We start from the raw sequence: 25,507 nt of genomic DNA, 5'->3' as shown, positions 1-25,507 counted from the left end.
CGATGCGGGTTCTGAGGATCGCCATAGCGGCGCTGGTGCTTTCGGGCTGTTCGATCGGCAAGGACCTTCCCGTTGCCGAGGCTGAGGCCGTTCGCTTCCATCAACTGCTCGATTCCGGGAAGCTCGATGAGACCTGGAAGAACACCACGCCGCAGTTCCGCAGCGCAACGCCCCAGGCGCAATGGCTCGGGCTCGTCGGCGCGGTGCACAAGAAGCTTGGCAAGCTCCGCTCGGCCAAGACGGTGGGCTGGAACGACAATTTCAACACCAACGACCATGTCATCGTGCTCAACCAGGAAGCGCAATATGAGCACGGCACCGCGCAAGAGCAGTTCGCCTATTCGATTGCGGACGGCAAGGCAGTGCTTCAGGAATATCACGTCAACTCGAACGCGCTGATCGCGAACTAGCCCGGCCGCTCCGCCAGCGCAAAAACGCGCGTGATTCCATCGACATCGCTCCCCTCCAATGGCAAGGGCGCCGGCAAAACGGACGGAGCGGGCGCATGCGTATTCTGGGGATGTCGGCGGCGGTGCTGGCGCTGGCGGGCTGTTCGATCGGCAAGGCCGTTCCCGCGGCGGAAGATGCCGCCACCAGCTTCCACCACATGCTCAATGCCGGCCGGTTCGCCGATACCTATGCTCAGGCCGCGCCCGACCTGCGCGCCGCCACGCCGCAGGACAAATGGCTCAAGCGGCTCGGCGCGGTGCATGCCCGGCTCGGGCGGGAGCAATGGGCCAAGACCGCGGGATGGAACGACAATTTCACCAACGGCCGCCACTTCGTGGTGCTCGACCAGGACGTGCAATATGAGCATGGCCTGGCGCGCGAGAAGCTCACCTTCCGCATCGATGGCGAGAAGCCCTCGCTCGCCGGCTACCGGGTCAGCGCCGACGGGCAGGCGCTGAACTAGGCGCCCAGCCGCGCCAGCGCCGGCACCAGCGCGTCGAAGCTGTCGATCACGGCGTCGGCGCCCAGCTCCTCCACCGGCTGGGCGAGGAAGCCGAAGCGGACCGCGACGCTCGGCACCCCGGCATTCTTCGCCGCCAGCGTGTCGTAGATCGAATCGCCGACGAACGCCGCGCGCCCGCCGCCGCAGCGCCGGATCATCTCCTGGATCGGCAGGGCGGAGGGCTTGGCATTGCCCTTGCCCATCGTGTCGCCGCCGATGATCGTCGCGAAGCGCGGCGCCAAGCCCAGTTCCTCGATCAGCTTCACCGCGAGATATTCGAACTTGTTGGTGACGATCGCCAGCGTCACGCCGCGCGCCGCAAGGTCGTCGAGCGCCGCGATCATGCCCGGAAAGGGGCGCGACTGGTCGGCAACATGGTCGCGGTACCAGTCGAGCAGCGCCGGATAGACGCGCGCCATCAGCGTTTCGTCATAGCCGCCCGAGGCCTCCAGCGCCTGCTCCAGCATATGCTTGGCGCCGCGCCCGACCATGGTCATCACCGCCGCCATGTCGAGCCGGGGGCGCCCGGCCAGGTCGAGCGCGTGGTTCACGGCGCCGGCCAGGTCGGCGCTGGTGTCGATCAGCGTGCCGTCCAGGTCGAAACCGACGATATCGAAGGGGAAATCAGCCATCGCGGTGCTGCCTGCCAGCACGGCTATGGAATTGGCAAGACGATCGTGGCAGGGGCGGTAGGGTGTGTACCCGGTCCCCGCAACGGTCGTGACGGAGCGGATTTTGGCGCACAGGTAGGAACGAGGAGGGAGCGATGCCTTTGCATCGTGACCGACGAGAGACGCCGCTGTGCGTCAAAAGCCGCCCGCCCCGAAGGGGTCGCCCAGGGAAGGCCGCTGGACGGCGTCAGGATCGCTTGCGCGTAGCGCCGCTACGCGACTGCGCGACCTTCCTTGCCAGCGGCCTTCTCTGGGCGATCACGGCCATTGCGGGGACCGGGTACACACCCTAACGGAGAGACCAATGACCGCACCGATTGCAGCCATCATCCTAGCGGCCGGCAAGGGCACCCGGATGAAGTCGGACACCCACAAGGTGCTCCATCCCATCGCCGGGCGGCCGATGCTGCTTCACCTGATCGACAGCGTGAAGGCGCTGGGCGCCGAGCGCGAGGTCGTGGTGGTGGGCGCGGGCAAGGAGCAGGTCGAGGCGGCGGTCCATCCGCTCGGCGTCGAGACCGCCGAGCAGGCCGAGCAGCTCGGCACCGGCCATGCCGTGCGCATGGCGGAGGCGGCGCTTGCCGGTTTCCAGGGCGATGTCCTCATCCTCTATGGCGACGTGCCGCTGGTCACCACCGAGACGATGCGCCGGATGCTCGATGCGCTGCACGGCGAGGGCGGCCCCAGCGTGGTCGTGCTCGGCTTCCGCCCCGCCGACCCGGGCGCCTATGGCCGGGTGATCGTCGGTGCCGATGGCCGGCTCGAGAAGATCGTCGAGTACAAGGACGCGACGCCCGAGGAGCGGGCGGTGACCCTCTGCAATTCCGGCCTGATGGCGGTGCGCTCGGCGGACCTGTTCCGCCTGCTCGCCCAGCTCAGGAGCGACAACGCCGCCGGCGAATATTACCTGACCGACCTGGTCGAGCTCGCCCGCGCCGAGGGGCGCTTCGCGGTGGGGGTCGAGACCGATGCGATCGAGGTCGCCGGGGTGAACAGCCGCGGCGAGCTGGCCGGGCTCGAGTTCGAGTGGCAGCAGCGCCGCCGCACCCGCGCGATGGTCGAGGGCGCCACGCTGATCGCGCCGGAGACGGTGTGGTTCGCCTATGACACCCAGGTCGGCCGCGACGTGACGATCGAGCCGAACGTCGTGTTCGGCCCCGGCGTAAGCGTGGCGGACCGCGTCACCCTCCGCGCCTTCAGCCATATCGAAGGCGCCGAGATCCTGTCGGGCGCCGATGTCGGCCCCTATGCCCGCCTGCGCCCCGGCGCGCGGCTGGAGCAGGGCGCCAAGGTCGGCAATTTCGTCGAGGTGAAGAAGGCCGTGATCGGCCCGGGCGCCAAGGTGAACCATCTCAGCTATATCGGCGACGCCTCGGTGGGGGCGGGGGCCAATATCGGCGCGGGCACGATCACCTGCAATTATGACGGATTTTTAAAGTACCGGACAGTCATAGGAAACGGCGCCTTTGTAGGAAGCAACAGCGCACTGGTCGCGCCGGTCACGATCGGTGACGGCGCGATCGTGGGCGCCGGATCGGTGGTCACCCGCGATGTCGAGAGCGATGCGCTCGGGATCACGCGGGCCGAACAGCAGGTGAAGCCGGGCTGGGCGCGCAAGTTCCGCGCGGCGATGAAGGCGAAGAAGGAGGCGGCGAAGAAGTGATGCGTATGCGGACCCAGGTTGCGATCCTTTCGCTCATATTCGCCACGCCGGCGCTCGCGCAGACCGCGGCGCCGATGAACCCGGTCCAGACGATCGAGGCAGTCGCCGCATCCAAGACCGGCGCGGTGGAGGGCGTGTTCGAGTACGTCGTCGCATCGGCCGGTGCCGGCGGCTTCAACGTCTATCTGAATTCGGCGGCCAATTATCGGGACCCCGGCAACCTCACCATCGAGCTGCATTCGGCGGCGATCGCCGCGCTGAAGCAGAAGCTTGGCGGCTATCCCGAAGACAAGCTGGTCGGCAAGCGGGTGCGCGTGAAGGGCACTGCCCGCCGCGTGCCGATCGGCTCGCATTTCCAGACGCGTATTGCGGTCGATTCCATCGACCAGATCGAAATCCTCGGCTGATCGCCGGGCTCAAGCAGGAACACCCAAAGCATGTGCGGAATCGTTGGGATCGTCGGCAAGGAAGACGTCGCCGAGCGGCTGTACGACGGGCTCAAGCGCCTCGAATATCGCGGCTATGATTCGGCCGGCATCGCCACCGATGTCGATGGCCGGATCGAGCGCCGCCGCGCCTCGGGCAAGCTGGTCAATCTCGGCAAGGAGCTGGCGGCCAACCCGCTGCCCGGCACCACCGGCATCGCCCATACCCGCTGGGCGACGCATGGCGGCCCGACCACGAACAACGCGCATCCGCATGCCACCGGCGAAGTCGCGCTGGTCCACAACGGCATCATCGAGAACTTCAAGACGCTGCGCGACGAGCTGATCGCGCGCGGCCGCAAGTTCGAGAGCGAGACCGACACCGAAGTCGTCGCGCACCTGGTCAGCGAGAAGGTCGAGGCGGGCATGGCTCCTGCCGATGCCGTGCGCGACGTGCTGCCGCGCCTGCACGGCGCCTTCGCGCTCGCCATCCTGTTCCGCCAGCACCCGGACCTGCTGGTCGGTGCAAGGCTCGGCTCGCCGCTGGTCGTCGGCTATGGCGATGGCGAGACCTATCTCGGCTCCGATGCGCTGGCGCTCGCTCCGCTCACCCAGCGCATCGCCTATCTTGAGGAAGGCGACTGGGTCGTCATCACGCAGGGCGGCGCCGAGATCTTCGACAAGGACAACAACCCCGTCGAGCGCCCGATCACCATTTCGGGCGTCACCGGCGAGCTCGTCTCCAAGGGCAATCACCGGCACTACATGCTCAAGGAGATCTATGAGCAGCCGATCGTCGTCGCCCAGACGCTGCGCGCCTATCTCCAGCGCATGGAAGAGAAGGTGACGCTGCCGATCCCGGACTTCGACCTGTCGGCGGTCAAGCGCGTCACCATCGTCGCCTGCGGCACCAGCTTCTATGCCGGCATGGTCGCCAAATACTGGTTCGAGCAGTTCGCCCGCGTGCCGGTCGACCTCGATGTCGCCAGCGAGTTCCGCTACCGCGCGCCGGTGATGGAGGAGGGCGGGCTGATGATCGTCATCAGCCAGTCGGGCGAGACCGCCGACACGCTCGCGGCGCTGCGCCATGCCCGTGCCGAGGGCCAGACGATCGCCGCGGTGGTCAATGTCCCGACCAGCTCGATGGCGCGCGAGGCGGACCTGCTGCTGCCGACGCATGCCGGGCCCGAGATCGGCGTCGCCTCGACCAAGGCGTTCACCTGCCAGCTCGCGGTGCTCGCCGCGCTCGCCGCCAACCTCGCCAAGGCCAAGGGCCGGCTGTCCGAGGCCGATGAGCGGGCGCTGGTCAAGCACCTTGCCGAGGCGCCGGCGGCGCTCAACGGCGCGCTTGCCTATGACGAGGCGATCCAGGCGATGGCCGGCGTGGTCGCCGCCGCGCGCGACGTGCTCTATCTCGGTCGCGGCACCGATTATCCGCTCGCTTTGGAAGGCGCGCTGAAGCTCAAGGAAATCAGCTATATCCACGCCGAGGGCTATGCCGCCGGCGAGATGAAGCATGGCCCGATCGCGCTGATCGACGATGCCGTGCCGGTGATCGTGATCGCCCCTTCGGGTCCGCTGTTCGAGAAGACCGTCAGCAACATGCAGGAAGTGCAGGCGCGCGGCGGCAAGGTGATCCTGATCTCGGACTATGACGGGATCGAAGCGGCGGGCGAGGGCTGCGTCGCGACGATCACCATGCCCAAGGTCCACCCGCTGATCGCGCCTTTGGTCTATGCGGTGCCGGTGCAGCTGCTCGCCTATCACGTCGCGGTGGCCAAGGGCACGGACGTCGACCAGCCGCGCAACCTCGCCAAGTCGGTCACCGTCGAATAGCGCTCAGGGCGTCCAGCGCATCGGCAGGTTGCTGCCGTCGCCGCCGGGCAGGTCGACAAAGCCGAGCCGGCGGTAGAGCGCCTGCGCCTGCGGGTTGGTGATGCCGACATGCAGGGTGATGCCGGTCGCGCCCGCCGCGGTCGCGGCGTGCTGGATCCAGCGCAATATCGCCGATCCTACGCCCCGTCCGCGCAGATCGGGGCCGAGTAGCACCGCGATTTGCCGCCATTCGGCCTGCGAACGGTCGAGATAGAGCTGCCCGCACACCGGCGCATGAGCCCCTCCCTCAACGATAACCCAAAAGTCCGCCCGCGCGAAGTGACGGACATAATGGGCGTGCTGCAGGGCGAACTGCTCGTCGAGGAACGCCTGTTTCTGCGCGGCGCTCCACGGCGCGACCAGCAACTCGGGCATCCGCCACAATGCGTGCAGACGGGCGAGGGCGGGGAGGTCATGCTGCTCGGCGGCGCGAAGCCGGATCCCTGCGCTCCGCAACGGTGCATCGTCGAGCGGCACCCCGCGACGACGAGGGAAGCGCGGCAAGGCTGCCGTCCATGCAGGGCCTGTCGCCAATGCATCCATTTCAGGACTTTGCCCGCTTCACCTTGCCTCCACAACGCGGCAGGGTGCGCGGCAAGACAGCTTGGGGGAGAGAGCATGCAGTTGCTGAAGCCGGAGGATTTCGAGCCCTGGGTGGGCCGCAAGGTCCGCGTGAACACGCTGCCGACGGCAGTGGAGCTGACGCTGGAGCGCATCGAGCGGCGCCCGCCCTTCGCCCGCGCGCTCGATTTCCGCGAGCCCTTCTCGCTGTTCTTCGATGCGCCTGCCCATGTCTTCCTGCTCGACGAGACCTATGAGTTCGATTGCGGCAAAGGCGGGCCGTACAACATCTTCATCAGCCAGCTTCAGCCTTCCGCCAATCTGCGCCACTACCAGGCGATCTTCACCTGAGATCCGCCAAAGAGAACGGCCGCGCAGATTGCTCCGCGCGGCCGGTCCTGTCGATGGCGACGGATCAGTTGCGCGAGGGGAACATGCCCTGCATCGCGATGATCGTGGTGATCGCCAGATAGGGCTGCATGATGCCGAAGGGCTGCGATCCGCCATTGATGGCGACGTTGACCGCACCGCCAAAGGCGCCCGACATGCTCACGCCGCCGATGTTGACCGCGGTGCCGCCCGTCGTCCCGGCCGGGACGAAGAGGCGCGGCGAAGTGTCCGGCTCCGACACGGTTCCCAGGAAGCACCCATCGGTCGGCTGCGCGGTCTCGGTGCCATAGGCGATGCCCGACATCGCCTGGACCTGCGGCGTCACGCCGCCGCTGGGCACGAAGATGGCATTGTGATTGTGCATCGGCATCTGCTGCGTCGTGAGCGTGACGTTCTCGGTGCCGGAAATCTGGCCGAGCGCATAGTTGGAGGTGCCCGGGCTCTGCCCCGTGCCGATCAAGGCGCGGCCGCCGGCGTTGGGCAGCTGGAAGGTCGACTGGCCATTGCCGCCATAGATGGTGCCGAGGAGCGAGAAGAGCGCGGTGCTCTGCGAAATGGAAATTATCTGACCCGAACAGGTCGCCCAGCCCTTCGGTGCGAAGCTGAAGCCGACCTGCATGATTTGGCCCATATACGGATCCATACGTACCTCCCCGGTTGAGTAGTAATGATGTTCGTTAAGCTACGGCAACAATTGGGTCGTCCGCCTCGCGCCACGTAGTGAAATCATTGCGGGATGGCGTGATCGGCATAGCGGAACAAGCTAGTCTAGCTGCAGTGCACAATAAACGCGTGCAATGAAGCGCTGTGCAATAGAATTATGATTTAACTGCCGAAATGACTCTGTTTTGGCGAGCCAAGTTAGAACCAAAACGGTTTCATCCCGATATGAAACCAGGCAAGTACTTGTTCATTGGTCGATTGTCGCTATGAAGCGAGTCGGACTATTCGGGGGAGTTCGGTCCAGTGAACAGTGGGTTGACGCGCACGCTTCGCGCTTCTGCGAAGCGAATTGCGCTTCCGTTTCTGAATCTCGATGGGCAGAGCGCTTCTCGATCCGCGCCGCGACTCCGGCTAAGCGCGAAGATTTTCCGGACCCTGATAGGCGTCGCCGCCATGGGCAGTGCGACACTTCCGGTCGCCGTGCATGCCGCTTCGACTGGTTGCAATGCCGTCAACAGCGGCGTGCTCAACCACTCGACGACGTATACGACGGGCTCGGTCACGAGCACGACCGCAAAGGATTCCGATTCCTCGTCGACCCTGCAATATGTCCGCTCGAATACGACATATACCGAAACAGCGAATATCGGCCTGGATCATTTCGCCCCGAATGATACCACCACTTATTCATTCACGGCCGGCGACGTCATCAGCTTTACCATCACGGCGACTTCGCATTCCGGATCGAACAATATCCGCGCGCAGTTGCGCTATTCGACCGGCGGCACGACGACGGCATTGTCTGCCGCCAGCGTCTCGTCGGTAACCAGCGCGTCGAACAGCGGGACGATTCCTGCCGGAACGGTTGCCGCAGGCATTTCGGTTTCGCAGGTCGGTGGCGCGGTGAACGCCTCCGGTGTCGTCAACATCACGGCGACCTGCACGCCCGCAGCCTCGGCACCGACGCTCAGCAGCTTCACCTATGGCTCGACCGTCGCCTACAATCCCAGCACGACCACGGCGACCAACATCGACGTCGGCAGCGGCGGCAATGTCCAGAACTCGCCGACCGGCTACACCGTCTCGAATGCTTCGGGCGGGACCTATGGCGCCAGCGCGGCCACCACCGGCGGCGGCAGCGTGACGATAAACAGTTCGGGCGTGGCGACCTATACGCCCCGGGTCGGCTATCGCGGCAACGACACCTTCTTCGCGATCGCCAGCAATAGTGGCGGCAACTCCAGCCCGGCCACGGTCACCGTCAGCGTCGGCAACCCGACGATCACCGCGTCGCTTACCGGAGCCAATGCCAAAGTCGGTACGGCGCTGTCGGGCTATTCCGTCACGCCCAGTGGCGGCAATTCGCCCTATAGCTGCGCGCTGAACGGCGGATCGGCGGCGCTGCCGGCGGGCGTCACGCTCAACAGCAACTGCACGCTGACCGGCACGCCGACTACACCTGGCACCTACAGCTTCAATGTCGATATCACCGACAGCTCGGTGACCGGCGCGAATGGCGGCACTGCGTCGGCCTACACGCAGTCCAACGAAGCGATCACCAACTTCGTGATCACGCAGGATGCGCCGACGGTCGCCAGCCTCGCCCCGAGCACCGGCAGCACGGCGGGCAGCACTTCGGTCGTGCTCACCGGCACCAATTTCTACAACATCACCGCCGTCAGCTTCGGCGGAACCGCGGCCGGCAGTTTCGTTCGCGACAGCGCCACGCAGATCACCGCGGTATCGCCGAGCCATGCGGCCGGCACGGTCAATGTCGTGGTGACGACTTCGGGCGGTACCAGCGCGAGTGCACCGGGCAACCAGTTCATCTTCAGCGTCCCGCCGAACGCGCCGGTGGCGGTTACGCCGGCCAACGGATCGACCATCGGCACGACCACGCCGAACTATACCGGCACGTCCGACGCGAGCGTGACCGTCACCGTCTATGTCGACGGCTCGTCGATCGGCACGACCACGTCGGACGGTGCGGGCAATTGGACCAAGGTGCAGCCGACGGGACTGTCCGCGACCTCGCACAATTTCCGTGCCACCGCGACCAACGCGGACGGGCTGGTCAGTGCGAACTCGAACACCAACACCTTCACGGTCACTCCCACGCCGGTCGCCAGCAGCTTCACGGCGTCGGCGGTGGCGTACAACGTGTCGGGCACGACCTTCAGCGTGGCTGGCCACGCGACCAACAGCCCGACCGCCTACGCCGTCGGCTCGGCGACGACCGCCCAGGGCGGCTCGGTGTCGATCAGCAGCGCGGGTTTGGTGACCTACACCGCGCCGACCGGCTTCCGTGGCAATGACAGCTTCACCTTCACCGCGACCAATGGCGGCGGCACGTCCGCGCCGGCAACGGTGACGGTGCCGGTCAGCAACCCGACGCTGGCGAGCAGCCTTGCGGGCAGCGGCACGCGCGGCATCGCGCTGTCGGGCGTGCAGATCAACACCACCGGCGGCCGCGCGCCCTATACGTGCAGCACCACGCTGGCGTCGGGCGCGCTGCCTTCGGGCACGCAGCTCAATCCCGATTGCACGATCAGCGGTACGCCGGCGTCGAGCGGCAACTTCACCTTCACGGCGACCGTGACCGACAGTTCGCTCGGCACCGGGCCGTTCACGCAGACGAGCGGCTCGCTGACGCTCGCCATCGCATCGCCAACGCTGTCGATGAGCCCCGCCGCGGGCGCGCTGCCCGGCGCGACCGTCGGCACCGGCTATTCGCAGACCTTCACCGCGAGCGGCGGCACGTCGACGTACAGTTATGTCGCCACCGGCACCGTCCCCACGGGGACCACGCTGTCTGCAGGTGGCGCGCTTACCGGGACGCCGACCACGGCCGGCACCTTCAACTTCACCGTGACCGCCACCGACAGCTCGACGGTCGGCAGCGGCGGCCCTTACACCGTGGCCAACAACTATAGCGTCGCGGTTGCCAAGGGCAGCCAGACGATCACCTTTGCGGCGCTGAGCAATGCCTCGCTCTCGGCCTCGCCGCTGACGCTGACGGCAACGACGACCTCGCCGCTGACGGTCGGCTTCGCCTCGACCACGACGGGCGTCTGCACGGTCTCGGGCACCACGCTCACGCTGGTGGCGACGGGCACCTGCTCGGTCACCGCCAGCCAGGCGGGTGACGCGAACTGGAATGCGGCGAGCGACGTGGTGCGCAGCTTCACGGTGACGCCGGCCAACCTGGTGATCACCAACAACGCGGCTACGGGCCTCGCGGTCGGCGCCAGCTACAGCCAGGCCAACCCGGCCTCGGGCGGTGTTGCGCCCTACACCTATTCGCTCAGCGCCGGCGCCTTCGTGCCGGGCACCACCCTCAACGGGAGCACGGGCACCGTCTCGGGCACGCCGACGGTTGCGGGCACCTTCAGCTACATCGTGCGGGCGACCGACAGCCAGGGCCCGGCAGTGACCGCGGACACGCCGGTCACTACCGTCACCATCGCCAAGGGCACCCAGACGATAAGCTTCGGCGCGCTGAGCAATGCCTCGCTCTCGGCCTCGCCGCTGACGCTGTCGGCCAGCGCCACTTCTGGCCTCGCGGTCGGCTTCGCCTCGACGACCACCGGCGTCTGCACCGTCTCGGGCAATTCGGTGACGCTGCTGACCACCGGGACCTGCTCGCTCACCGCCAGCCAGGCGGGCGACAGCAACTGGAATGCGGCGAGCGACGTGGTGCGCAGCTTCACGGTGACGCCGGCGACGCTGGTGGTGACGCCGGCCGCGCCCTCCGCCACCATTGTCGGCACCGGCTACAGCCAGGCCAACCCGGCCTCAGGCGGCACCTCGCCCTACACTTATGCGCTCGCCTCGGGTGCGGTGCCCGCCGGCACCTCGCTCAACATGTTGAACGGCACGGTTTCGGGCACGCCGAATACCGCGGGCGCGTTCAGCTACGCCATCCAGGCGACCGACAGCCAGGGCACGCCGGTGACCGCGACGGGTGCCACCGTCTCGGGAACGATCGCCAAGGGCAGCCAGACGATCACCTTTGCGGCGCTGAGCAATGCCTCGCTCTCGGCCTCGCCGCTGACGCTGACGGCAACGACGACCTCACCGCTGACGGTCGGCTTCGCCTCGACCACGACGGGCGTCTGCACGGTCTCGGGCACCACGCTCACGCTGGTGGCGACCGGCACCTGCTCGGTCACCGCCAGCCAGGCGGGTGACGCGAACTGGAATGCGGCGAGCGACGTGGTGCGCAGCTTCACGGTGACGCCGGCCAATCTGGTGATCACCAACAACGCGGCTACGGGCCTCGCGGTCGGCGCCAGCTACAGCCAGGCCAACCCGGCCTCGGGCGGTGTTGCGCCCTACACCTATTCGCTCAGCGCCGGCGCCTTCGTGCCGGGCACCACCCTCAATGCGAGCACGGGCACCGTCTCGGGCACGCCGACGGTTGCGGGCACCTTCAGCTACATCGTGCGGGCGACCGACAGCCAGGGCCCGGCAGTGACCGCGGACACGCCGGTCACCACCGTCACCATCGCCAAGGGCACCCAGACGATCAGCTTCACCTCGACTGCGCCGGTCGGTGTGGGTGTCGGCGGCGCGTCCTATACCGTTAGCGCCACGGCATCCTCGGGACTGTCGGTCAGCTTCACGCTCGACGGTGCCAGCACCGGCTGCGCGCTTTCGGGCAATACGGTGACCTTCGTGTCGACCGGTACCTGCGTGCTCGACGCCAACCAGGCCGGCGATTCGAACTGGAACGCGGCGACGCAGGCGCAGCAGAGCTTCACGGTCAATGCGGCGGGCGCGATCGGTGCGACGCTGAGCTTCGCACCGTCGACGCTGGGTGTCGGCGCCACCGGCACTGCCACGCTCTCCTTCACCAACCCCAACGCCTCGGCTTCGCCGAACATCGCGCCGCTGCTCAGCGGGTCGGCGCTGCTCACTCGGGGGGCGCTGGGCGGCTCGTGCGGTGCCAGCGGCTCGGATGCGGGCGCGAATTTCCAGTTCAACGGCTTCTCCATCCCCGCGGGCGGCTGCACCGTTACGCTGGACTATACCGGCACGACCGCAGGTTCGAGCGCCGGGCTGGCACTGGGCGCCTTCACGCCCAGCGGCTATCCGACCACCCCGTCGACGCCGGGCAACAGCTTCGTCGTCGTGCCGACCGTTACCGGCGTCTCGCCGCCTTCGGGCCCGGTCAGCCAGGTGGTGACGGTCAGCGGCACCGGCTTCAGCACGGCGCCGGGCAACAACACCGTCAATTTCGGTGCCGCTGCCGGCACCGTCACCGCGGCGAGCCCGACCTCGCTCACCGTCACTGCGCCAGCCACCGGCTCGGGCGCGGTCAATGTGACGGTCACGGTCAATGGGCAGACCTCGCCCACGCCGGGCGCGTTCACCTTCATCGACAAGCCGATCACGGCCAACAAGCCGGGCGTGGCAGTGGCGTATGATACCGCCACGGCAATCGATCTCTCGGCCTCGATCAGCGGCGGACCTCACAGCAGCATCGCTATCGGCACGGCGCCGACGCATGGCTCGACCAGCATCGCGGGCGATGTCGTGACCTACACGCCGACCGCGGGCTATTTCGGCACCGACAGCTTCACCTACACCGCGACCGGCGCGGGCGGGACGTCGAACGTCTCGACGGTGGGTCTGACGGTGGCGACGCCTGCCGCACCCACCGCGGCGGCCAAGCCTGGCGTGGCGGTGCCCTATAACAGCCCCGGCACCGGGATCGATCTCTCGACGTCGATCACCGGCGTTCACAGCAGCATCGCGATCGGCACCGCGCCTGCGCACGGCACGGTGAGCATCGCGGGCGACGTCGTGACCTATACCCCCGCCACCAACTATTACGGCGTGGACAGCTTCACCTACACGGCCACCGGCCCCGGCGGCACGTCCTCGCCGGCGACGGTGGGCCTGAACGTCGCGACGCCGCCGGCACCGGTGAGTGCCGACAAGACCGGCGTGGCGGTGCCCTATGCGAGCACCGGTACCGCGATCGACCTGTCGACCTCGATCACCGGGGTGCACTCGGGCATCGCAATCGGCACGGCGCCGGCGCACGGCACGGTGACGATCGCAAGCGACGTGGTGACCTACACGCCGAACCCGGCGACCTATTACGGCGCGGACAGCTTCACCTACACGGCGACCGGCCCGGGCGGGACCTCCGCACCGGCGACGGTAAGCCTGACGGTGGCGACGCCGGCGGCACCGGTGGCGGCGAACAAGACCGGCGTGGCGGTGCCCTATGCGAGCACCGGCACCGGGATCGACCTGTCGGCTTCGGTCACTGGCGTGCACGCGAGCATCGCGATCGGCACCGCACCGGCGCATGGCACGGTGAGCATCGCGGGCGATGTGGTGACTTACGCGCCCAATCCGGCGACCTATTTTGGTGCGGACAGCTTCACCTACACGGCGACCGGCCCGGGCGGGACCTCCGCACCGGCGACGGTGAGCCTGACGGTGGCGACGCCGGCGGCACCGGTGGCGGCGGACAAGCCCGGCGTGGCGGTGCCCTATGCGAGCACCGGCACCGCGATCGACCTGTCTGCCTCGATCACCGGCGTGCACGCGAGCATCGCGATCGGCACCGCGCCGGCGCACGGCACGGCGAGCATCTCCGGGGATGTGGTGACCTACACGCCCACGACCGGCTATTTCGGTGCGGACAGCTTCACCTACACGGCGACCGGGCCCGGCGGCCCGTCGAACGTCGCCACCGTCAGCCTGAGCGTTACTACCCCGGCGGCGCCTGTGGCGGCGAACAAGCCCGGCGTGGCGGTGCCCTATGCGAGCACCGGCACCGCGATCGACCTCTCCGCCTCGATCACCGGCGTGCATGGCAGCATTGCGATCGGCACGGCACCGGCGCACGGCACGGTAAGCATCGCGGGCGACGTGGTGACCTACACACCCGCTGCCACCTATTTCGGTGCGGACAGCTTCACCTATACGGCGACCGGCCCGGGCGGGACCTCCGCGCCGGCAACGGTGAGCCTGACGGTGGCGACGCCGCCGGCACCCACGGCGGCCGACAAGAGCGGTGTCGCAGTGCCCTATGCGAGCAGCGGGACTGCGATCGACCTCTCTGCCTCGGTGACGGGTGTCCACAGCAGCATCGCGATCGGCACGGCACCGTCGCACGGCACGGTGACGATTGCCGGAGACGTGGTGACCTACACGCCCGCCGCGGCCTATTACGGTGCCGACAGCTTCACCTACACGGCGACCGGGCCTGGCGGGTCCTCCGCACCGGCGACGGTGAACCTGACGGTGGCGACACCGGCCGCTCCGGTCGGCGCTGCGCGCAGCGGCGTGGCGGTGGCCTATAACAGCCCCGGCACCGCGATCGACTTGTCGAGCTCGGTCACCGGCGTGCACGCAACGCTGACGATCAGCACGCCGCCGACGCATGGCAGCGCGACGGTGAGCGGCGACGTGGTCACCTATGTTCCCGCCACCGGCTATTACGGCGCGGACAGCTTCGGCTACACCGTCACCGGTCCGGGCGGCACCTCGAGCGAGGCGGCCGTTGGGCTGAACGTCGCGACACCGCCGCCGCCGGCCGCCCAGCCGGGCACCGGCACGGTTGCGGGCAGCACCACCACCACCGGCACCAGCGTCCAGATCAACCTCTCGTCGCTGGTTACCGGCGTCTACACGTCGATCCAGATCGCCAGCCAGCCGGCACATGGCACAGTCACGCTGAGCGGCGGTGCCGGCCCGCTGCCGGGTGCGGTCGCGGCGCCGGTCACGCCCTATATCGCCACCTACACGCCGGCCGCCGGCTATGTCGGCAGCGACAGCTTCACCTTCACGGCGACCGGCCCGGGCGGCACCTCGGCACCGGGGACCGTTGCCATCACCGTGGTCGGCAGCGTCCCGGTGGCGACGCCGAAGACCGCGACGGCCGGTGACGGCCAGATGGTCTCGGTGATGCTGACCGACGGCGCGCAGCGCGGGCCGTTCACCGGCGCAACCGTGGTGAGCGTCTCGCCGGCCAATTCGGCCAGCACGGCGATCGTCGCGGCGAGCGGGGGGTACCGTCTCGACGTGACGCCGAACAACCGCTTCGGCGGCACGATCGTGGTCACCTACACGCTGAGCAACGCCTATGGCGCCTCGGCACCGTCGACGGTGACGCTGACGGTCCAGGCCCGCCCGGATCCGCGCAACGATCCGAATGTCGGTGCGATCAGCGATGCCCAGTCCGAGGCGACCCGTCGCTTCGCCCGGGCGCAGGTGTCCAACTTCATGCGCCGCACCGAGCAGCTCCATCATGGTGGCGGCACCGCCGGCATGGCGATGGGCGTCTCGCTCGCCTCGCGCGACGGCTCGGCGCCGATGCAGCGCCCCGACGACAAGGATTGGGGCCTGGCGATCACCGAGCGGATGCGCATGTCGGGCGAGGATCCTGCGATCGGTCGCTTCGCCAACGATCCGAACTCGCCGCTCTCGCGCTCGACCCAGCTCGGCTATGACCGCAACGTCATGACCAGCGGCACCGGCGTGGTCGCCGGCAGCACGCCGGGCGGCAAGGCGGCGGCACCGGGCAAGCCGGTCGATGCAGACGGAGGCGATGGCACTCGGCGGATAGGCTCGGTGGCGACCTGGGCCGGCGGTGCGATCGACATCGGTACGCGCGACAAGACCACCGATCGCAGCAAGGTCACGGCCACCACGGCGGGCCTGAGCGCCGGCGCCGACATCAAGCTGGCCGAAGGCGTGGTGGTCGGCGTGGGCGGCGGCTATGGCAGCGACACCAGCGAGATCGGCACGGCGGCGCGGGTGCGCAGCACGAGCACGCTCTACGCGGCCTATGCCAGCCTCGAGCCGGCCAGCGGGATGTTCGTCGATGGCGTGATCGGCCGCGGCCAGCTCGATTTCACCACCCGGCGCCTTGCCGCGGCGGTGGACGCGACGGCGCGCGGCAGCCGCGACGGCAGCTACACGGTGGCGGCGATCTCGCTCGGTGCCGATCGCACCACCGGTGCGCTGCAATGGTCGATCTATGGCCGCGGCGAGTATCTCGATGCGAACCTCGACGCCTATACGGAGACCGGAGCAGGGCGGTACAATCTGCGCTTCGATGCGCGTGATGTTCGCTCGGTGACCGGCACGCTCGGCGCCCGTTTCGAGTATCGCCAGAAGGTGAGCTTCGGTTCGATCACCCCGCGGGTCCGCGCGGAGTGGAACCATGAGTTCGCCGATGTCGACGCGCAGTGGCTCGATTATGCCGATATCCCGGGTGCGGCGGCCTATGCGCTGGCGGGCAATGGCTGGAAGCGCGAGCAGCTCCAGCTGAGCATCGGCACGCGCTTCGACATCCTGCGCGGCGGCTGGTCGTTCGACTTCGAGACCGGCCTGCGCACGGGCCAGGGCGAGAAGGCAGGCACGCTGCAGCTCCGGCTGTCGAAGCAGTTCTGATCGGAGAGGGGCTCGGGGCCGCCTTGCGCGGCCCCGAAGCCTTATTGCCCGAGGATCTGCTCGAGCGCGCTGGCGACCTGCGCTTCGCGATAGGGCTTTTCGAGCATCGGCACACTTTCGCCGAACCCCTCGGGAGGATTGCCATAGCCGCTGGCAAAGGCGAAGGGCACGCCGTGGGCGCGCAGCGTCTCGGCGATCGGCGTGCTGCGTTCGCCGCCCAGATTGATATCGAGGATCGCCGCGTCGAACCCGCCGGCCTCGGCGAGCGCCAGCCCATCGGCCAGCCGGCTCGCCGGCCCGATCGTCTCGCACCCCAGCGCGTCGAGCAGGTCCTCGAGGTACATCGCCACCACCGGCTCATCCTCGACGACGAGGATGCGGAGGCCCTGGAGGGGGCTCATTCGGCGCCCTCGGGGAGGGGGGCATCGACGGTGCAAATGAGGCCTTTCGGGCTGAAATCGATCTTAACCGTGCCGCCCAGCTCGGCGGCGAGGCCACGTTCGATCATCCGGGTGCCGAAGCCGCGCCGGGTCGGCACCGTGACCGCCGGGCCGCCTTGCTCTTCCCAGCGCATGGTGAGCCGCGCAGGACCGCCTTCGCGCACGCGCTGCCAGGCGATCGCCACCCGGCCCTCGGGCCGCGAGAGCGCGCCGTGCTTCACCGCATTGGTCGCCAGCTCGTGGATCGCCAGCGCCAGGCTGATCGCCGTCTTGGGCAGGATCGTCAGGTCGGGACCGTCGAGCGTGAAGCGGCCGGCATCGCCGCCATGCGGGCGCAGCGCGTCGTCGATGATCTGGCGCATCGAGACGAGGCTCCAATGCTCGCGGGTGAGCAAATTGTGCGCCTCGGACAGCGCCGCCAGCCGCCCTTCGAACGCGGCGCGGGCCTGGCGCGGCGGCACATCGTCCTTGAAGCTCTGCTGCGCGATGCCCTGCACGATCGCCAGCGTGTTCTTCACGCGATGGTTGAGCTCGTCGACGAGCAGCCGCAGATGCGCCTCGGCGCGCTTCGCCTCGGTCATGTCGCGCCCGATCGCGTGCAGCGCCACCGGGTGGCCCTGGTCATCGAGGCTGAGCTGCGAATTGACTTCCCAGATCAGCTCGCGCCCGTCCTTGGCGCGCAGCTTGACGGTCAGGCGGGTCGAGCCGCCATGCTGGAGCTTGCGGTTGAACGCGTCCATGCTGATCGCGAACTGGTCCGGATCCATGAACTCGGCGATCGAGTGGCCGATGATCTCGTCCCTGGAATAGCCGATCGCCTCCAGAACCGCCGGGTTGACCGATGTCACGCGGTTGTCGAGCGTGGTGGTGATCAGGAAGTCGTTGGCCTGCTCGAAGATCGTGCGGAAGCGCGCCTCGCTCTCGCGCAGCTGCTCCTCGGCATGCTTGCGATCGGTGATGTCGAACGAGACGCCGACGAAGCGGCTCGACCGGCCATCGGCGAAGTCGATCCGGCTGCCATGGCTCTGCAGCCAGCGCTCGCTGCGATCGTCGGCGCGGCAGATGCGATATTCGATGGCATAGGCCACTCCCTCGTCGAAGCAGCGCCGCGCCGCCGCCTCGACCCGATCGCGATCCTCGCCATGGACGCGCTCGAGCCACTCTTCCACCGTGCCGCGTAGGTCCAGGGTGCGGGGCAGGCCGAGCAGGTCGAAGCGATTGGCCGACCATTCGCCTTCCATCGTGCCGAGATCGAGCTCCCAGGTCGCCATGCCGGCGCCTTCGATCGCCAGCCTGGTGCCTTCCTCGCTGCGGCGCAGCTCATCCTCGGCACGCTTGCGATCGGTGACGTCAAACGACACGCCGACGAAGCGGCTGGGCCGGCTGTCGCCATAATCGATGCGGCTGCCATGGCTCTGCAGCCAGCGCTCGGCCCCGTCATCGGCGCGCAGGATGCGATAGGTGATCGTGTAGGGCGTGCCTTCGGTGAAGCAGCGCAGCGCCGCTTCCTGGACCGCGGCACGGTCGTCGGGGTGCACGCGGTCGAGCCATTCCTCGAAGCTGCCGCGCGCATCGGGCCGGCGCGGCATGCCGAGAAGGTCGAAGCGGTTGGGCGACCAGCTGCCTTCCATCGTCTCGAGATCGAGTTCCCAGGTCGCCATGCCGGCCGCCTCGGTGGCGAGGCGCAGCGTCTCCTCGCCCTTGCGCAGCGCTTCCTCGCCTTCGCGGCGCTGCGTCACGTCGAGCGTCACCGAGAGCACGCCGAACGGCTCGCCATCGGCGCGGCGGATCACCGCCACCGAATTGTTCACCCAGACGACGCCACCGTCCTTGCGGACATAGCGCTTCTCGTGCGTGTAGGGCGTGCCGTCGCGCACCGCGTGCTCGAACAGCGGCAGGTTGCGGCCGAGATCGTCCGGATGGGTGATCGCCTGCATCGTCATGCCCATCAGCTCGTCGCGGCTCCAGCCGGCGATCTCGCAGAAGCGATCGTTCACCAGCGTGAAGTTGCCCGCGATGTCGACCTGGGCGAAGCCGGCGGTGGTCTGGTTGATGAACGCGGAAAGCTGCGCCTCCCGCTCGCGCAGGGCGAGCTCGGCGGTCTTGGCCTCGGTCACGTCATGGGCGACGCCGATGAAGCCGATATGGCGCCCCTGCGCGTCGCGGCGGGGCTGCGAGGTGGAGTGCAGCCAGCGCCATTCGCCCTGGGCACTGCGATAGCGGCCCTCGAGCGCGAAACTCTCCAGGCTGGCCTCGCCGGCGATCGATTCCTGGAGCAGCCGGGCAGCGTCGTCGGGGTGGATGATCTGCCGCCAGTCGAACTCCAGCGCCTCTTCATAGGACACGCCCAGGAACGCGACATAGGCGCGGTTGACGAAGCTGCGCCGGCGATCGAGCCGCGTCACCCATACCGCGACCGGAGCGCTGTCCGCGATCAGGCGGAATTCGTCTTCGCCCACCGGGAGCGGTTCGGCAGGCGTATTGGCCATCAGGCCTCGTCGCGCCGCATCGCGAGCACGGCCTGGGCGCGCTTGAGGTGCGGCATGTCGAGCATTTCGCCGTCGAGGCCGATCGTGCCGGCGCCGGGATTGGCCGCGAAGGCGCCGACGATGCGGTTCGCGCGCTCGATTTCGGCTGAGCTCGGCGAAAAGGCGCGATTGATCACCGGAACCTGATCCGGATGGATGGCAAGCATCCCGCGGAAACCCGCACGGCGTGCCTTGGTTGCGACCTTTTCCAATCCGTCGAGATCGCGGAAGTCGCCATGGATCGTCTCGATCGGGGTCACGCCCGCCGCCGCGGCGCCGGCGAGCGCAAGCGCGCGGAACACCTGGTAGGGGAAGTCATATTCGCCGCTCTCGTCCCGGTTGTGCGTCGCGCCCAGCGCCGTCGCGCTGTCCTCCGCCCCCCAGGTGAGCGCGGCGAGGCGCGGGCAGCCGGCATAGTTGCCGAGGCCGAAGATTGCCGGCGCGGTTTCGGTCGCCACCACGATCGTGCGGATCTTGTCCTGGGGCAGGCCGTGCGCGGCCTCGAGCGCGGTGAGGTAGTGATGGAGCAGCTCGGCTTCGACGCGCGTCGCCTTGGGCAGCATGATCCCGTCCGGAGCGCCAGGCACGATCGCGGCGAGGTCGGCCAGCGCATGCCCGGTATCGAGCGGGTTGATCCGCACCCATTGCGGCTGCGCGCGGGGCGCCGTCCGGAGGTGCTCGGCGACCAGCGCCCGCGCCGCGGCCTTGTTCGGCGGCGCCACCGCGTCCTCGAGATCGAGCAGCACGAGGTCCGCTCCGCTCGCCCCGGCCTTGGCCAGCTTGCGCTCGGAATCCCCCGGCGCGAACAACAAGGATCGGGCGGCAAGCACTTCGGTCAAAACATCCTCCTGTTATCCGTCCTTGCTAAACTGCTGGGGGAGGCGGGTAAACTGTGCCGCGCCTTAACCCTTTGCCGCCGCATTTCGCCTGCGCGGGCGTAACGATTTTACGCCTCCTTAACGCTGTCCGCTTACCCCGTTTGCAGGATTGAGCGAGGGGACACAGGCACGTGCGCATTTTGATCGTGGACGACGAACCGGCGATGCACGCGTCGTATCGCCAGGTGTTCGGGGCACGCAGCGGCGGAAATGCCGGCGCGCTCAATGCCATGGCGGCCGAACTTTTCGGCGATGACGATGCCGCTGCCGAGCCCGAACCGGCCAACGATACGCTCGAATTCGACTGCGCGCATTTCAACCAGGGGCTCGACGCGGTCGAGGCGATCAAGGATTCGATCGAGAAGGGCGAGCGCTTCGCCGTCGCGTTCATCGACGTGCGCATGCCACCGGGCATCGACGGCAAGGAAACTGCCCGCCGCATCCGCGCGCTCGATCCGGACATCAACCTGGTGATCGTCACCGGCTATTCCGATTTCTCGCCGCTCGACATCAGCCGCGCCGCCGGTCCGGCCGACAAGATCTTCTACATCGCCAAGCCCTTCCAGGCCGAGGAAGTGATGCAGACCGCCACGGCGCTGTCGCATCGCTGGGAAGCCGATGGCAAGCTGCGCGGCGCGATCGCCCTGCTCGAGGAGCAGAAGCTCGAGCTGGCCGCGAATGAATCGCGCGCCGTCCACATGGCCAACCATGATTCGCTGACCGACGCACCCAATCGCCTTTCCTTCCTCCACATGCTCGGCCAGGCCGTGAAGGGCGACCAGTGCTTCGCGATGGCGATGATGGACCTCGACCGGTTCAAGATCGTCAACGACACGCTCGGCCATCTCGCCGGCGACGAGCTGATCCGCATGGTCTGCGAGATCCTGCGCGACAAGGTGCCGGCGGACGGCTTCGTCGCCCGGCTGGGCGGCGACGAATTCGCGATGCTCTACCCGGTGACGGGCGAGGACGAGGCGGAGATGATCGCCGAGCGGCTGCTCAAGGCGGTCTCGATCAGCTTCAAGGTGTTCGGCCATTCGGTGCAGGGCGGCGCCTCGGTCGGCCTGATGGTCGTCGCGCCGAGCACGATCCACGATCCGATCGACGTGATGCGCCGCGCCGACCTGGCGCTCAACGAGGCCAAGCACAGCGGCCGCGGCATGGTCCGCCTGTTCGACGAGGCGATGGATGAATCGATCCGCTTCCGCCGCCAGATCGAAGGCGGGCTTTCGGAGGCCATCGCCAAGGGCGAGCTCAAGCTGGTCTTCCAGCCGATCGTCGGCCGCGACCAGCTCGAGATCACCGGCTTCGAGGCGCTGATCCGCTGGTGCAGCCCCGAATATGGCATGGTCTCGCCGGGCATGTTCATCCCGATCGCCGAGGAATCGAACCTGATCCACGAGCTGGGCGACTGGGTGATCGATCGCGCGGTGGAGACGGTGAAGACCTGGCCGGGGCAATATGTCTCGGTGAACTTCTCGCCGCGCCAGTTCCGCCGCCACAATTTCGTCGCGCACATCATGGAGCGCGTCGCCACCGCCGGGGTCGAGCCGGGCCGTTTCCAGATCGAGATCACCGAGACGGCGATCTTCGACGATGTCGAGCGCGCCGCCGAGACGCTGTTCAAGCTGCGCCAGATGGGCTTCCGCATCGCGCTCGACGATTTCGGCACCGGCTATTCGAGCCTCTACAATATCCGTCGTTTCGCGCTCGATTGCCTGAAGATCGACCGCAGCTTCGTCGATGGCATGGGCCGCGAGCGCGAGAGCGCCGCGATCGTCCATTCGGTCATCCATCTCGGCCGCGCGCTGGGCATGGAAGTGGTCGCCGAAGGCGTCGAGACCCAGGCCCAGCTCCAGGCGCTCCGCCTGGCCGGCTGCAGTCACATGCAGGGCTATTATCTCGCCCGCCCGATGGACGCCGAAGACGCGCTGGTGCTGGCGAACAACCGCTTCATGGGCAGCGAGGAGCCCGAAGTCGAGCTGAGCAACGGGACGCACGGCTGATGGCGGTCGCGGGGCGCCTCAAGGCGCCGGCGTCGCTCGGCGCGAAGCTGGTCCTGATCCTGACCGGCGTCGGCGTGGTCGGCGCCGCTGCGCTCACCTTGCTGCTCGTCTCCGTCATCACGCCGAGTTTCAACCAGCTCGAACGGGCCGCGGTCGACGCGCATGTCGCGCGCACCCAGGCCGTGGTCCACGACGTCTCGGCCAAGGTCGAGAATGCGGTGCGCGACTATGGCGACTGGACCTCGTCCTACGATTACATGGCCAATCCGACGCGCGCCTTCGAGAATGAGAGCTTCTCGACGCTCGCCATGGTCAATCTCGACGTCAACGGCATGGCCTATGTCCGGCCCGACCGCTCGATCGTGATCGCGCGCTGGCTCGACCTGGAGAAGCAGGCCGACGTCCCGGCGATGCGCGCGCGCCTGGCCGACACGATCGCCCGGCTCGATTTCGCGCATGCGCTGAAGGGGCAGAGCTCCGCCGGCTTCTTCATCCGCCTCGGCAACACGCTCGCCGCGGTCGGCATCGCGCAGGTCCGCAAGAGCGACGGCAGCGGCGCCCCGCGCGGCTATGTGCTGATGGCCCGCGCCGTCACGGCCGCGCAGCTCAGCACCCTGCTCCAGCTCAAGGCGAGCCTGGCGCTGGACAATCCCGTCGCCGAAGTCACCAAGACGCCGGGCGCCAGCCGCACCCGCATCGCCGTGCCGATCCCCGGCGCCGATGGCCGCTCGGTCGCCACCGCCACCTATACGGTCCCGCGCGACCTTTCGACGCTCGGCACGCGCATGCTGCTGCTCGCCGTGATCGGGTCGTCGGTGCTGTTGGCGATCGTGCTGCTCGCGCTGCGCCGGATGATAGCCCGGCTGGTGCTCGCGCCGCTCAAGCGCGTCGAGCAGCATATGGGCGTGGTCCGCGCCTCGGGCACGCTCGGCATCCTCACCGACAAGCAGCGCGACGACGAGATCGGCAGCCTGGTCACCAGCTTCAATTCGATGCTCAAGCAGCTCAAGGACCTGCGCGAGCAGCTCGAGGTGCAGAGCTTCACCCTGGGCCGCAGCGAGAGCGCGGTGGCGGTGATGCACAATGTCCGCAACGCGCTCAATCCGATCAGCACGATCATGAGCCAGGGGCTGGGCACCGGCGCGCCGATGGACCGCGCGCTCCTCGACCGCGCGCTGTCCGAGCTGGCGAACGAGGACGTGCCGGCGGTGCGCCGCCAGAAGCTCGTCGCCTTCCTCGCCGCCGCGATCGAAAGCATTGAGCAGGAACGTTCGGACCGTCGCAGCCAGATCGCGGTCGGCCGCGAGGCGTTGCACCATGTGCTCGAGATCATCGGCCAGCAGCAGGAAGCCGCGCATGAGCGGCCGCCGCTCGACGCCTGCGACATCACCGACATCGTCGCCCAGAACGCCACGATCGCGCGCTATTCGGGCGGGACTTCGATCGCGTTCAGCTTCCCCTCGGCCACGCACCGGGTGATGGCCAACCGCGTGATCCTGAGCCAGGTGGTCGGCAACCTCTTCGCCAACGCCGCCGAGGCGATCGCCGCGGCGGGGCGCAACAGCGGCTCGATCGCCGTGACGATCCACGCCAAGGGCGACGTGACCGAGATCCACATCCGCGACGACGGCGAAGGCTTCGATCCCGCCCAGGCGCCGACGCTGTTCCAGCGCGGCTTCTCGACTCGCGCGCACAAGTCGGGCGGGCTGGGGCTGCACTGGTGCGCCAATTCGATGCTGGCGATGGAAGGCAAGCTCGAGCTGGTCAGCGACGGCAAGGGAACGGGCGCCAAGGCGATCCTGACGCTGGGCACCGCGCAACTCGCCCAGCCGAGCGGCATCGCGGCCTAGCGCCGCCCCGCAACCCTTCGCGGCCCCGTCACGTCGTCCTTGCGCCGCAGATACGGCGCGACCAGGTTGCGCGCGCGGAACCACTCCTGGCGATCGGGATCGAGGCTGTCGAAATTGCCGATCACCCGGCGGCAGCCTTCGGCGCGGCACTGGCAGATCATGTGCCAGTTCGATTCCCGGAGCGTCGTCGAATAGTCCCAGGCGATCTCCTCGCCGGGCTGGATCGCGCGCACCGCGACCAGGAACACGCCCTGATCGGTGAAGCGCAGCCCGGCATTGGGATCGCAGCTATGGTTGACCAGATCGTCGATCCGGCCGGAGGGGCCCATATAGTGATCGGGCGTCACCTGGACGAAGCGGTCGCCGCGGCCGCGCATCAGGCTGGGGATCTGGTCGGCGCGGAAACGGCGGCCGGTGAACTCGATCAGCACATCGCCTTCGGCAAAGCCGCTTGCGGCGAACACGGCCTTGCCCAGATGGTTGTCGCCCACCTTGAAGAGATTGTTCGAAGGACGGTAGCGATCGAGCCAGACCAGCCCGCCCCGGCGCGTGCCGAAGCTGCGCAGCGGGTTGATCGTCGCCAGGCCGATCAGGAACCACACGCTGGCATGGCAGAGGAACTCGACCACGACATAGCCGAGTTCGGCCACGCCGAGCTCCGCGCCGCGCACCGCGACCAGCAAGGTGGCGAGGTCGCCGAAGGTCCACAGCCCCCAAGCCGGCGAGCGCTCGCGGCTGCGATCGGTCCATACGCTCGCCCAGGTCGGCCAGAAGCTCACCGGCACGGCGGCGACCACCAGCATGTGCGCCCAGAAGGCCTCGCGGAAGACAAGCCATAGCACCAGCGCGGTCAGGCTGGCGGCGATGCAGAAGGTCTCGGTACCCGACGGCGCAGCCCAGGCCGAGCGCCGCCAGATGCTGAGCGTGACGAGGATGCAGGCAACGGAGGAGACCGCGAACACCCAGCCTTGCGGCGCACCGGGGTTCACCGCGGCATAGGTCAGCGCCTCGAGCGTGGTCGCCGCGCTCCAGATCAGCCACGACGCACGGTTCGGCTCCACCAGCTCGCGACGCAGCCCGATCAGGTAGGTCGCATAGCCCGCAAAGCTGAATCCGATCGCCAGCAAGAACCAGATATCGGCGGTCAAAACGCTCCCTCCCAAACGGGGCGTTTACCATCTTCTG

At 68.1% G+C, this 25,507-nt stretch carries 16 protein-coding genes; 9 read left to right on the top strand and 7 right to left on the bottom strand.

Annotated elements, in window-relative coordinates; all coding sequences use genetic code 11:
- Positions 1 to 2 precede the first annotated feature (2 nt).
- Positions 3 to 410, top strand: coding sequence for a DUF4019 domain-containing protein (locus ABLE38_RS02745; protein WP_348972634.1), 408 nt, complete (start codon positions 3 to 5; stop codon positions 408 to 410).
- Positions 411 to 505: 95 nt separating this feature from the next.
- A complete protein-coding gene (locus ABLE38_RS02740) occupies positions 506 to 913 on the top strand; it encodes a hypothetical protein (RefSeq protein ID WP_348972633.1) in 408 nt (135 codons plus the stop codon).
- Here ABLE38_RS02740 and ABLE38_RS02735 read toward each other — a convergent pair.
- Positions 910 to 1,584 (bottom strand): HAD hydrolase-like protein, encoded by a 675-nt coding sequence (locus ABLE38_RS02735; protein ID WP_348972632.1) that lies wholly within the window; start codon positions 1,582 to 1,584, stop codon positions 910 to 912. The two genes, ABLE38_RS02740 and ABLE38_RS02735, sit on opposite strands and share 4 nt — an antisense overlap.
- 343 nt (positions 1,585 to 1,927) lie before the next feature.
- On the opposite strand from ABLE38_RS02735, the gene glmU reads away from it, so the two are divergent.
- From glmU to glmS, 3 genes are read left to right on the top strand one after another with little or no spacing between them, the layout of a single operon-like run.
- Positions 1,928 to 3,286, top strand: coding sequence for a bifunctional UDP-N-acetylglucosamine diphosphorylase/glucosamine-1-phosphate N-acetyltransferase GlmU (gene glmU / locus ABLE38_RS02730; protein WP_348972631.1), 1,359 nt, complete (start codon positions 1,928 to 1,930; stop codon positions 3,284 to 3,286).
- The gene (locus ABLE38_RS02725; protein ID WP_348972630.1) at positions 3,286 to 3,693 is read left to right on the top strand and encodes a hypothetical protein; all 408 of its coding nucleotides are present in this window, start codon (positions 3,286 to 3,288) and stop codon (positions 3,691 to 3,693) included. Before glmU ends, ABLE38_RS02725 begins: the two co-directional genes overlap by 1 nt.
- Positions 3,694 to 3,723: 30 nt before the next feature.
- Positions 3,724 to 5,547, top strand: a complete 1,824-nt coding sequence (glmS, locus tag ABLE38_RS02720; RefSeq protein ID WP_348972629.1) for a glutamine--fructose-6-phosphate transaminase (isomerizing) — start codon at positions 3,724 to 3,726, stop codon at positions 5,545 to 5,547.
- Between the two features lie 3 nt (positions 5,548 to 5,550).
- On the opposite strand, the gene ABLE38_RS02715 is transcribed toward glmS, so the two are convergent.
- Entirely contained in the window at positions 5,551 to 6,063 is a 513-nt protein-coding gene (locus tag ABLE38_RS02715; protein WP_348972628.1) for a GNAT family N-acetyltransferase, read from the bottom strand.
- Between the two features lie 141 nt (positions 6,064 to 6,204).
- Between ABLE38_RS02715 and ABLE38_RS02710 the strand changes: the two genes are divergently transcribed.
- Positions 6,205 to 6,498, top strand: a complete 294-nt coding sequence (locus ABLE38_RS02710; RefSeq protein ID WP_348972627.1) for a hypothetical protein — start codon at positions 6,205 to 6,207, stop codon at positions 6,496 to 6,498.
- Positions 6,499 to 6,562: 64 nt separating this feature from the next.
- Here the strand turns inward: ABLE38_RS02710 and ABLE38_RS02705 are convergent, their stop codons facing one another.
- Positions 6,563 to 7,168 carry a tail fiber protein gene (locus ABLE38_RS02705; protein WP_348972626.1) on the bottom strand — a complete coding sequence of 202 codons (606 nt, stop codon included), beginning with the start codon at positions 7,166 to 7,168 and terminating at the stop codon, positions 6,563 to 6,565.
- Between the two features lie 485 nt (positions 7,169 to 7,653).
- Here ABLE38_RS02705 and ABLE38_RS02700 point away from each other — a divergent pair, with 485 nt between their 5' ends.
- Positions 7,654 to 16,620 carry an Ig-like domain-containing protein gene (locus ABLE38_RS02700; protein WP_348972625.1) on the top strand — a complete coding sequence of 2,989 codons (8,967 nt, stop codon included), beginning with the start codon at positions 7,654 to 7,656 and terminating at the stop codon, positions 16,618 to 16,620.
- A gap of 41 nt (positions 16,621 to 16,661) precedes the next feature.
- Here the strand turns inward: ABLE38_RS02700 and ABLE38_RS02695 are convergent, their stop codons facing one another.
- From ABLE38_RS02695 to ABLE38_RS02685, 3 genes are read right to left on the bottom strand one after another with little or no spacing between them, the layout of a single operon-like run.
- Complete coding sequence (locus ABLE38_RS02695; RefSeq protein ID WP_348972624.1) at positions 16,662 to 17,021, bottom strand: response regulator; 360 nt, start codon at positions 17,019 to 17,021, stop codon at positions 16,662 to 16,664.
- The gene (locus ABLE38_RS02690; RefSeq protein ID WP_348972623.1) at positions 17,018 to 19,549 is read right to left on the bottom strand and encodes a PAS domain S-box protein; all 2,532 of its coding nucleotides are present in this window, start codon (positions 19,547 to 19,549) and stop codon (positions 17,018 to 17,020) included. The genes ABLE38_RS02695 and ABLE38_RS02690 overlap by 4 nt, the downstream gene beginning before the upstream one ends.
- Complete coding sequence (locus ABLE38_RS02685) at positions 19,549 to 20,427, bottom strand: CoA ester lyase (protein WP_348972622.1); 879 nt, start codon at positions 20,425 to 20,427, stop codon at positions 19,549 to 19,551. Before ABLE38_RS02685 ends, ABLE38_RS02690 begins: the two co-directional genes overlap by 1 nt.
- Positions 20,428 to 20,597: 170 nt before the next feature.
- Between ABLE38_RS02685 and ABLE38_RS02680 the strand changes: the two genes are divergently transcribed.
- Both ABLE38_RS02680 and ABLE38_RS02675 read left to right on the top strand, forming a co-directional pair.
- Positions 20,598 to 22,472, top strand: coding sequence for an EAL domain-containing protein (locus ABLE38_RS02680; protein ID WP_348972621.1), 1,875 nt, complete (start codon positions 20,598 to 20,600; stop codon positions 22,470 to 22,472).
- A complete protein-coding gene (locus ABLE38_RS02675) occupies positions 22,472 to 24,322 on the top strand; it encodes a CHASE4 domain-containing protein (RefSeq protein ID WP_348972620.1) in 1,851 nt (616 codons plus the stop codon). Before ABLE38_RS02680 ends, ABLE38_RS02675 begins: the two co-directional genes overlap by 1 nt.
- On the opposite strand, the gene ABLE38_RS02670 is transcribed toward ABLE38_RS02675, so the two are convergent.
- Positions 24,319 to 25,470: an SET domain-containing protein gene (locus ABLE38_RS02670; protein ID WP_348972619.1), complete on the bottom strand. Its 1,152-nt coding sequence runs from the start codon at positions 25,468 to 25,470 to the stop codon at positions 24,319 to 24,321. The two genes, ABLE38_RS02675 and ABLE38_RS02670, sit on opposite strands and share 4 nt — an antisense overlap.
- Positions 25,471 to 25,507 lie beyond the last annotated feature (37 nt).

It is taken from the genome of Sphingomonas sp. KR3-1 (genome assembly GCF_040049295.1).
In the GTDB taxonomy this organism is placed as follows: Bacteria; Pseudomonadota; Alphaproteobacteria; order Sphingomonadales; family Sphingomonadaceae; genus Sphingomonas.
Note: the sequence above shows the minus strand (reverse complement) of the source record. Positions and strands in the feature narration are given on the sequence as shown.